At 50.6% G+C, this 8,868-nt stretch carries 7 protein-coding genes and 1 pseudogene; 2 read left to right on the forward strand and 6 right to left on the reverse strand.

All coding sequences use genetic code 11. The annotated features are described in order from the left end of the window. Together QCH34_RS02695 and QCH34_RS02700 are read right to left on the reverse strand one after the other, a co-directional pair. Positions 1 to 1,892, reverse strand: a 1,892-nt coding sequence (locus QCH34_RS02695) for a tetratricopeptide repeat protein (protein ID WP_300329684.1), incomplete at its 3' end; no start/stop codon positions are given. Positions 1,893 to 2,115: 223 nt separating this feature from the next. After that, a complete protein-coding gene (locus QCH34_RS02700; RefSeq protein ID WP_300329687.1) occupies positions 2,116 to 3,198 on the reverse strand; it encodes a hypothetical protein in 1,083 nt (360 codons plus the stop codon). A 135-nt stretch (positions 3,199 to 3,333) separates the two neighbouring features. Between QCH34_RS02700 and QCH34_RS02705 the strand changes: the two genes are divergently transcribed. After that, entirely contained in the window at positions 3,334 to 3,987 is a 654-nt protein-coding gene (locus QCH34_RS02705) for a hypothetical protein (protein ID WP_300329690.1), read from the forward strand. A gap of 53 nt (positions 3,988 to 4,040) precedes the next feature. On the opposite strand, the gene QCH34_RS02710 is transcribed toward QCH34_RS02705, so the two are convergent. The 4 genes from QCH34_RS02710 to tsaA all read right to left on the reverse strand — a co-directional run bounded on the left by QCH34_RS02710 (position 4,041) and on the right by tsaA (position 8,552). After that, the gene (locus tag QCH34_RS02710; protein WP_300329693.1) at positions 4,041 to 5,630 is read right to left on the reverse strand and encodes an FMN-binding glutamate synthase family protein; all 1,590 of its coding nucleotides are present in this window, start codon (positions 5,628 to 5,630) and stop codon (positions 4,041 to 4,043) included. 347 nt (positions 5,631 to 5,977) lie between these two features. Beyond that, the gene (npdG, locus tag QCH34_RS02715) at positions 5,978 to 6,628 is read right to left on the reverse strand and encodes an NADPH-dependent F420 reductase (protein ID WP_300329696.1); all 651 of its coding nucleotides are present in this window, start codon (positions 6,626 to 6,628) and stop codon (positions 5,978 to 5,980) included. A 119-nt stretch (positions 6,629 to 6,747) separates the two neighbouring features. Beyond that, the gene (locus tag QCH34_RS02720; protein ID WP_300329699.1) at positions 6,748 to 7,611 is read right to left on the reverse strand and encodes an Mrp/NBP35 family ATP-binding protein; all 864 of its coding nucleotides are present in this window, start codon (positions 7,609 to 7,611) and stop codon (positions 6,748 to 6,750) included. A 107-nt stretch (positions 7,612 to 7,718) separates the two neighbouring features. Continuing rightward, positions 7,719 to 8,552, reverse strand: a complete 834-nt coding sequence (gene tsaA, locus QCH34_RS13300; protein ID WP_366898251.1) for a tRNA (N6-threonylcarbamoyladenosine(37)-N6)-methyltransferase TrmO — start codon at positions 8,550 to 8,552, stop codon at positions 7,719 to 7,721. 51 nt (positions 8,553 to 8,603) lie between these two features. Here tsaA and QCH34_RS02735 point away from each other — a divergent pair. Beyond that, a pseudogene (locus QCH34_RS02735) lies at positions 8,604 to 8,868 on the forward strand (YbhB/YbcL family Raf kinase inhibitor-like protein); the annotation flags it as partial.

An 8,868-nucleotide genomic window follows, 5' to 3' on the forward strand; every position in this document is an offset into this window, starting at 1 on the left:
GCTTCTGAGAAGCGTTCCAGGTGGAGAAGAGCAACACCACGGTTATACCAGGCGTTTTTATCACCAGGATTCCGGGATAAAGCCCGATCGGCTGCATCCAGTGCCGCTTCAAATGGATCTGCCAACGGGGAAGAAGCACCCTCATCCCCCTCAAAAACTGAATCTGGCGTGATAACATCTATAACCACTTCCCCGCCATCATCAGACACCACCTCAGGCATCTCGTCTTCTTCGATGGCGAGGGGTGAAGGGGATAGTATCTCCCGGGAAGGATCTTCATCCGAGCCGGAATCCAAATCATCCCAATCAGCCTCAAGGGGCTCCTCATCAACCTGAGGCGCTGCCATCGCAATCAGCTCTTCTTTGTCAGGTATCTCCTCTGAAACCGGTGCTGCCGCCTGATCCTGGGATTTCGTTCGGAGAAGGGATGGAAGATTCTCCGGGAGAGGGTTTTTTGCCATCTCCGGGACCATCCAACCCTCCTCCTTCTGTTTTTCAGATATCGCACTATCCCTCTTCTTTCTGACGGCAGAGAGATGTGAGTCGATTGCAAGAGCCCGATCATAAGAGTCGATCGCATCATCATATCGTTTGAGATGCTGGAGAGCAAGGCCACGGTTATACCAGACTTTGGCATTATCCGGGTCAATCTCGATCGCCATATCAAATGATTCGACGGCTTCACTATACTGTTCAAGGTTTTCAAGCGCAAGACCCCGGCCAACCCAGAGATACGCATCTCCCGGATCTTCCCTGAGTGCCTGCTCATATGCCAGAAGCGCCTCTTCAAAACTGCCTTCACTTGCATGTTTCATAGCGGATTTCGCCCAGTCAACCTTCTCACGCTCTTCTATAGGGGAATTCATATCACCCTTCACCTCCAGATCAGGCAGAGCGGGCCCTGTTAAGGGTAATTCATCAGGTACTGGTAGTTCATCGGGCGCTGGTAATTTATCGGGTGCTGGTAGTTCAATAGGTACTGGTAGCTCATCAGGTACTGGTAGTTCATCAGGTGCACCAGCATCGGGTGATCCAATCCCATCATCTGGATCATCGATCCGCTCTGCATCAATCTCCTGAAGCATCTCTTCCGGATCTGATCCGGGATCGGGGAGAGCCAATCCTGATTCAGCTTCCGGGGAACTCGCATCACCAGGAGGAGAGATCGCTTCATCTGACATCCCGGTTGCACCCCTCTGCATCTCCTCAATCAGGCGTGGGAGATTCCTCTGGGCACCGGGATGATTGGGAGCAATTTCCAGTGCCCTCTGGTATGATTCCACAGCTTCCTGTGAACGCGAAAGCCGTTCAAGTGCAACACCACGGTTGTACCAGCCAACAGCATTGCTTGGATCTATTGCAAGAGCGTGGTTATAGGACTCGATGGATCGGGCATACTGGCCAAGATCATCAAGGGCAACACCATGCCTGAACCAGATGTCAGGATTATTCTGATCGGTTTTGAGGATCTGCTCATATGCCTCGATAGCATCTTCAAGACGGCCGAGTTCATGGAGAGCAAGCCCACGATAGTAAAGTGTATCGGTATCATGGGGATCACAATCGATTGCCTTCTCATATGACTCGAGAGCGTCTGAAGGGCGGCCAAGTTCATGGAGGGTACGGCCACGATTCTTCCATGCATCGGGTCTTTTTGGATCAATCTCAATGGCTTTCTCAAATGAGGTGAGTGCATCAGAGTATCTGTCAAGATAAAAGAGGGCAGAGCCGCGGCCAACCCATGCGTCATATCTCCCGGGATCCTGGGATAATGCCTTCTCAAAAGAGTCTACTGCTTGAGCGAATTGTCCACTCTCATGGAACCGGGTACCTTCTTCAATGAAGGAAAGAACAGAAGCATTTTTTTTATTGAGAAGATCAAACAACCCCATCTTGAACCCCATCCTCTGAGAATCCAATCCCGGATACATCCGGAGAGATGATCTGCCAGCATGCGTATCATCTGGGATTAGAATCTGCTTATCTGGTACTTCTCTCACTATCCACTATAATATCTTACCTTTCAACCAGGAGTTCCATCTCATGAAGTCAAACATGATGCAGATAAGTGGCCTTTCTGAGGGTGAAGGAAAGCAGAACTGAGCGCTCTTCGTTTCAGATTCCGGATCTCAGCTCGGCAATAATTCCCTCCTTAAGCATCTCGCGATACAGCCCGTAGCGGTCATACATCCGGTTGATGAGTGTAGTATGAATGGCAACATACCGCTCAGCCGAACGAACAAGGCGATTATACTCCTCAATGCGCTTATTATACCGATCAATCAGGCTATTGAAGACAGGCACCTGCCGGTTGTACTCCTGGTACCTCCCCTGCCGGATGAGGATATCCATCTCCCTGCGAAGCGCCCCGATATCATCATTCATCTCACGAATGAGAACTGATTCGCGCTCCATCTCAGCATTCAATCGATCTATCTCATCCCGGCAGTATGTAAGGAGATCAGACAACACGATCGTCTGATCGCATCGCCCATACCGAATCGTTCCATCCCTGATGGGAATAATGAGCGGATCAGACTCAAGAACAATATCCCCGGCAAGCATCTCCGGGACAATACCAACAAAATTGGAACGGGTTGTTTCAATGAATACATACCCATCCCCTATATCCCGACAGCCATCTCCCTTCACCCCGACTGCCATATGCGCCTCCTCTGAATAGAGGAGCAGAGCAACAGAATACTCCTCTCGTGAGAGAATTCCAGCAAGAAGGAGGCTTTTATCATCACAATCACCGGTGCCGTCCCCATAGGTCTCAATCGGGAACTTCGGCTCAATCAGGACGGTATCATCATCATAGGGGAGAGACTGGACAAAGACACAGCAGAGCTCAAGGTAGCGATCATCATCCAGTTGGAGATCGGATCGCACCCGCCGCAGTTCTTCGATCAGATCCAGTAAGAATTCTTCCTGGTGGGGATCATCGATGAACGCCCGATAATAATGGGGAAGCCAGTCACGATCGGTGAGATCGGTATAGAGATAGATCTGCTTATCGGCATCCCGTGCCCCGTAATAGACACCAGAATCAAGAGGAAGACTGATTGTTATCTCGCTCTCTTCAAAGGGGAATGTGTGATCAATGACCAGAGCCGGAGATTCAGCCTGAGCTGGTGAGATCGATGGGAGCACCATATCGGGCTGGACACAGCCAGAAGCAATACAGAGGAGCACCATTACTGCTATCACAGGGAAACGGAACAGAAACACCATCCGTGTATCTGCATTTCATTCAGATATGAATACCGGAAGAGACACCCCACTCATTCGATGGATCGAAACAGCCGGGCAACAGCATTCTTATACAATAAGATGGTATTCCGCTATATGCAGAAGACACGTCTGCTCGCAGCAGCCATCCTTGTTATCCTTCTTGTATTCTTTGCAGGATGCACCGAATCGCCTGTGACACCGGAACCAGCCGCAGTTGTTACCCCGCTCCAAACGGCAGAGCCAACCCCGGTTCCAACTCCCGCCCCTGTTGCACCCACAGAGGCAGACTCCCCGTTCCCGGATGCCCTTCCCCTGAGGGCAATTGCATCAGTTGGCGAGGGGGAGAACACCCGCGAGATTTCAGTGTATAAATACCTGATCAGGGACGGGTATGAGTTTTTTGCCCAGGGCTGGGGCAGATGGGAACCGGTCAGTCCGCCTGAGGGGAAAGAGTTTCTCTTCATCTTCGTCCGGGTAAAGCATACCGGGACTAAGAAAGAGATCTCAGCCCCGTACCCTTCGGTGATCACCGTCCATACAAATGGAAATGCCTACTCGTATAAATCCGGAAGAGATCCGACTGTCCAGATTAAAGATATAAAGGAACTTGAGTATACCGGAGGAAAACTCTACGTCTATGAGACAAAAGAAGGGTTCATCATTTACGAAGTGCCAGAAGGAATCTCACCCTTTGAAACCTATGTCAGCATCTTCCTTCCGGAAGAGGAATCCCCGGTCTGGAAACTTGCCTGAAAGAATAATAGGGGCAATCCTCTCCCCCTCATTTCCCAGAAAATTGAAAAAAATCAGCTGAGGAGAATTGCCTCAGCTGCATCGCTGTATGCATCCATCACATAGGGGATGCCGGTTACTTTTGCGGACTCTTCGGTGAGAGCCATCAGATCGTTTCGTGAGATGGACTTCAGGCTGAAATTTCGGCTCCCTGCCATGATCTGCTGCATGCCGAGCCGGTACCGCTCGACATAGCTGTAGATACCCATCGCACCAAGCGGAATGTCACTGATCCGGGCGCCATATTTCTCTTTCAGTTCCTCATAACAGACGAAGATCTCCTCAACATGGCTGCCGTACTTCGAGACACTCTTTGGCAGTTCTCCAGCATCAAGCCACTTCTGAATATTCTTCCCGACCATGCCTGGGATCATCAGGGCACGGCCCATGCAGACCGCCTTGAAGTAGGGTGCACCCATGCAGAGAGCCTTGAAACCATTTGCTTCATCAGCAATTCCACCGGCAATGGCAAGATCGGGAACGCGTATCCCCCGTTTCTTCAGGAGTTCGGCATACTGGTACGCAAGGCTCTGGATATAGACAGTCGGGATACCCCATTCATTCATCATCGGCCACGGTGACATGCCGGTGCCACCGGGTGCGCCATCGATTGTCAGGAGATCGATCTTCGCCTCCGCACCGTACCTGAGTGCCATTGCCAGTTCCACAGCGGAATAGGCACCGGTCTTCAGGGTGACACGCTTGAACCCGATATCGCGGAGCCGATCCACTTCAGCCAGGAAATCTTCCTTTGTAACAAATCCAAGCCTTGAGTGACGTTCAATCTCCTTGATAGCACCGGATGCAAAAGCCTTTCTTACTTCAGGCAGTGTCGGATCAGGCTGGACGATATAACCTCGTTGCTTCAGCTCGGTTGCACAATCAATGGACTTAACCTTGATCTCTCCGCCGATGCATTTTGCTCCCTGCCCCCATTTCAGCTCGATCGTCTCGAGATTATGTTTTGATGATACGTATTCGGCTGTTCCAAAACGTGTATCCTCGACATTCAGCTGGACAAGGATCTCGCCATAGCCATCATGAAACTCGCGGTATGTATTGATCCTCCGATCCATCTCCGGGCACTCCTTCACCTTGCCATGGACATCACGGACAAGCCCGGGATCGATACCACAGATATTCTCACCACAGACAAGAGTAATGCCCGAAATAGCAGCACCAATGGCAAAATGTTCCCAGTTTGCCCGTGCAATCTCGGTTGATCCAAGAGCACCGGTGAAGATGGGAACCCGCATCGGGACCTTGATATCCCATCCATATTCTGTTGTGGTATCAACTGAAGAGAAGAGGGCGGTATCTGAGTTAATCGGAACGCCTTCTGGCAGACCTTTCGCACCGACTGCATAGCCCTGGATATTCAGGTGGGAGTAGTCGACCGGATAATTCTTATCGGCACCTGCGGTGATCTCACCAAAAGGACCTGGATAAATGACTTCCCGGCTCCGTATTGTGGAGAGCCATATATCACAGCCGCCTTTGCAGCCATCAACACACCGGCTGCAGAGACCGGACATCGGGACGACATCCCGTGATCGATTGAAGGTACCGAGAGCTTCGTTTGCATTCGGGGTTCGAAGATTCATAATACTTCTCCTTGAAAATGGCGCATAGGGGAGAAAGATTCCCAAAACGTCTATTTCCTGTTTGATCTGTAATTAATAAGAGGTTTCCTTCCATCGGTATTTAAATTAATCGGAAGTACGATCATCCAAGAATAAGATTCTGATCAGGATGTGCAGAAATACCAATACCCTGACACAAGGGGAAACAGAAAACCAAATGGTGATGGGACGGGATCTTTGGATGAGACACTGAAGTGAAGAAGAATCTGGAAAATGATCAGGTACACACGTCAGGAATATCAGGACACACGAAGCCTGAAGCTCGCTCTATCACATCGGAAGAGGTTTTAGGTTGAAGAAAAAATTAATTATTTAAAGTAAACCCCGACATCACGCATCTTGTTGGAGATTGCGATATTCAGGAGGAGGGGGGTGATGCTCTCAACAATCGATGAGACGGCAAGGGGCCCGGCATCAAGGGGGGAGAGTTTTGGGAGATCCCGGATGAGATCCATGACAATCTTCTTTGCTTCCGCATCATCACTACAGACAGCTACCGAGTAGTCAAGGACCGCATCAAGATCCTTCCATTTGTGAGCGGCGATATTGTTAAACGCAACAACAAGCCGGGCACTCTCAGGGAGCCGGTTTTTGATATAGACGGCGGCCGATCCTTCCTCAGGCGGATCATAATAGAAATGGCCTGAGCGGGCGATCGGATTCACCGGAGAGATGATGATCTTATTCTCAAATCCGGTCAGCCCGGCAAGAGTGGAGTCTACATGGGCAAACGGGAGTGCAAGGACAATAACATCCCCTGCATCCACAGCCTCCTGGTTGGAGACACCCCGGCATTTTGATTGAACTCCTCGCCCTTTGAGTGTCTCGATGGTGCAGTCGCTGGCTGTACATGCCTTCGACTCATCTCTTGATCCAAGTATCACTTCATGGAGATGAGAGAGTCGGAGTGCCATCCCCTCACCGATATCCCCGGTTCCGCCAACAATTCCAATCTTCATAGAATTACCTTCATTTCAGTCTCAAACCACAGAAGAGTGCGATTCGAACGCTAGTGATAGAATCGACAGAAATGGTATTAAATATTGTTGTTTATCTTTTCAAAAGAGAAAGAGCAGGATCAATCCTCGATGATCCCGATCAGATTCTCCATAATGGTATCGACAGCCTGCCAGGTGGGGTTATCGGCACGGCGGATGATGAATGGCTTGCCCTCATCTCCAGCTTTCCGCATATCGATGTCAAGGGGGATGCTCCCGAGGAAGGGGACGCCAAACTCTTCGGCGGCCTTCTTCCCGCCATCCTTCCCAAAGAGATCAATTGCTTCATGGCAGTGCGGGCAGACCATGCCGCTCATATTCTCGATAATGCCCAGGTTTTTAATCCCGATCTGTTCAACGAACTTCAGCGCCTTGCTCGAGTCGAGCACCGAGACATCCTGCGGGGTGGTGACGATGATCGCACCGGCAATATTTGGTGCAAGCTGAACGATCGAAAGCGCCTCATCGCCTGTTCCCGGGGGCAGATCAACAACAAGGAAATCAAGGGGACCCCAGTTCACATCCGAGAGGAACTGCTGGATCGCTGTCATCTTCATGGGACCACGCCAGATAACCGGTGTGGAGCGCTCAGGAAGGAGGAACGCCATAGAGATAACAGCAAGCGTTCCGGTCACGTTCACCGGCTGGATCTTCTCTCCCATGATCTGGAGCTTATGTTCCTCAAGCCCGAGCATCTTCGGGATGCTTGGACCGTGAATATCAAGATCCATCAGGCCGGTTCTGAACCCATGGTTTGAGAGAGCATAAGCCAGGTTCACCGAGACGGTGCTCTTCCCGACGCCGCCCTTGCCGGAGAGTACAAGAACGACATGCTTGACATCTATATTCGCCTTTTTTGGGAGATTTGACTGACATTCATCTGTCTTTGATGAACAGCCTTCGCACTGCCCATCACATTCCTGTGGTTGTTGTTTATCTGTCATGATATGCCTCAATACACAATACAAAGGAAGGTTGTGAAAGAGAGATTATAGGTGTATAGATCGGTGCATCCTGTGAAGGATAGGAATCAATACCAGATATCTCTCTTTTACTGGGAATCAAGATCCGGCTCATATGGTTTGATATCAAGAATCGGAGTCCCATCAAGGGCATCCAGACCCCGCACACGAAGGATTCTGCCATTGATCTCAAGGAGATCTACAAGGGTGAGGCCGATCGGATTTGGGCGGTTCGGGGAGCGGGTTGCAAAGACACCGCGCGTATCACCCCTCCCGGGACGCTCAACCAGGAGCTGATCGCGGCGGCTCCGGTCAAACCAGGAGAAGATGAAGAGCTTGTCATAATTCAGGAGCCCGGCAAGACCTCCTTCGTATTCAGGATATATCTCAATTATGCTCTCGACAGGATCAAGCCTCCCCTGCCTCGGAGCATCTGCCTGCACTTTGTACGGAGAAGAGACGATACCTATCGGCTTCATGTACGCTTCCGGCCGTGATCCAACAGGAGAGGAGGGCATCTTCCCATCAAGCGCCTCATTTGCAAGTGCATCTGCCTTCTGAATAGTAGGATCTTCCCGTGGAAGAGAGGTGAATGTGACACGATCAAACATACTCTTCGCTTCAGTTGCCCTCTTATAGAGGGGAAGAAGTCTCGCTGACCTGACAGCATAGGACCCCTTCATCTGTTTCACCATCAGTTCGCTGTCAGAGTGGACAGCCACTTCATGCACATCGAGGGCAGCAGCAGCTTTGAGACCTGCGATCAGTGCCCGGTATTCAGCTTCATTATTTGTGGCAATACCAATCGTCTCCCCATGTTCCCGTAGAATCCGGCCATCCTCGATGAGGATGTAGGCAATCGCCGCCCGACCCGGATTTCCCCGGGATGCCCCGTCAGTATAGAGTGAAACCTTCCGTGCCATAATAACCCCAATCAACACGTTTTTATTCTTCCTGGTACTATCACCGGCAATATGGAAAAACTCACGGTAACCCTTGGATTCATAGAATTTCCCCCGACCCATACCGGTGATGGAGGAAACATCTCCCCGCCGATACGGTTGGCCAACCTGAAATCACCATATCTGGCAGTCTTTGCCCTGAATCCTTTTGAACCCGGATGCTCATTCTGTTCGTGGGTGGCATGGGACATCCCCGCCATTCACCAGATTCCATCCGGTTTCCCAAACGAACTGATAATTACCACGCCTATCCAGGCAAAACAGGGAAAAAACGATT

Source organism: Methanocalculus sp. (assembly GCF_029762515.1).
Classification (GTDB): Archaea; Halobacteriota; Methanomicrobia; order Methanomicrobiales; family Methanocorpusculaceae; genus Methanocalculus.

Coding starts and splice junctions, on each gene's coding strand:
- QCH34_RS02700 (WP_300329687.1), bottom strand. CDS start 3,198: ATGGTGCTCCTCTGTATTGCTTCTGGCTGTGTCCAGCCCGATATGGTG.
- QCH34_RS02705 (WP_300329690.1), top strand. CDS start 3,334: ATGGTATTCCGCTATATGCAGAAGACACGTCTGCTCGCAGCAGCCATC.
- QCH34_RS02710 (WP_300329693.1), bottom strand. CDS start 5,630: ATGAATCTTCGAACCCCGAATGCAAACGAAGCTCTCGGTACCTTCAAT.
- npdG (WP_300329696.1), bottom strand. CDS start 6,628: ATGAAGATTGGAATTGTTGGCGGAACCGGGGATATCGGTGAGGGGATG.
- QCH34_RS02720 (WP_300329699.1), bottom strand. CDS start 7,611: ATGACAGATAAACAACAACCACAGGAATGTGATGGGCAGTGCGAAGGC.
- tsaA (WP_366898251.1), bottom strand. CDS start 8,552: ATGGCACGGAAGGTTTCACTCTATACTGACGGGGCATCCCGGGGAAAT.